The following is an 809-nucleotide window of genomic DNA, read 5'->3' as shown; positions in this document are numbered from 1 at the left end:
CCCAAACCCGCGGCGCGCCAGTCGCTGGCACAGCTGGCCGAGCTGGGAATCGAGCTCAAGATCGCCACCGGCGACAACCCTCGGGTGGCCGAAAAGGTCTGCGCCGAACTGGGTTTGGTCTCCAAGGGCACGATCACCGGCGCGCAGCTGGAATGCCTCGATGACGACGAATTCGGCCGCGCCGCTGCGGACCACAGTATCTTCGCCCGCATCTCCCCCGACCAAAAGGCACGGCTGATCACCGCGGCACGCCGCACCGGAAGATCGGTGGGGTTTCTCGGCGACGGGGTCAACGACGCGCTGGCATTGCACGCCGCCGATGTGGGCATCTCCGTCAACAGCGCCACCGACGTGGCCAAGGACGCGGCCGACGTGGTCTTGCTGGAAAAGGACCTGGGGGTGCTGGCCACCGGGGTGGCCACGGGCAGAAGGATTTTCGCCAATACCATCAAGTACGTGTTCATGGGCACATCGAGCAATTTCGGCAACACCTTCAGCGCCGCCGCCGCGTCGGCGTTCTTGCCGTTTCTGCCGATGCTGCCCAGCCAGATCCTGCTGGGCAACCTGCTCTACGATGCCTCGCAGTTGGCGATCCCCACCGACCGCGTCGATGAGGAGCAACGCGATGCGCCGGCGCACTGGAACGTCGCCTTCATCCGCAGGTTCATGCTGACGTTCGGGCCCATCAACTCGCTGTTCGACTTCTTGACCTTCGGATTCATGCTCGGCATCCTGCACGCCGGCGAGGTGGCGTTTCACACCGGGTGGTTCCTGGAAAACCTTCTCACCCAGACGTTTATCGTTTTCGC

Annotated in this window: 1 protein-coding gene; it reads left to right on the top strand. The window is 64.0% G+C overall.

Annotation, left to right across the window (positions count from 1 at the left end):
* Window positions 1-809 (top strand): HAD-IC family P-type ATPase (locus A5696_RS29125; protein WP_156738308.1); only part of this gene is annotated, 809 nt, incomplete at both ends.

Source organism: Mycobacterium sp. E2699, assembly GCF_001666745.1.
In the GTDB taxonomy this organism is placed as follows: Bacteria; Actinomycetota; Actinomycetes; order Mycobacteriales; family Mycobacteriaceae; genus Mycobacterium.
Note: the sequence above shows the minus strand (reverse complement) of the source record. Positions and strands in the feature narration are given on the sequence as shown.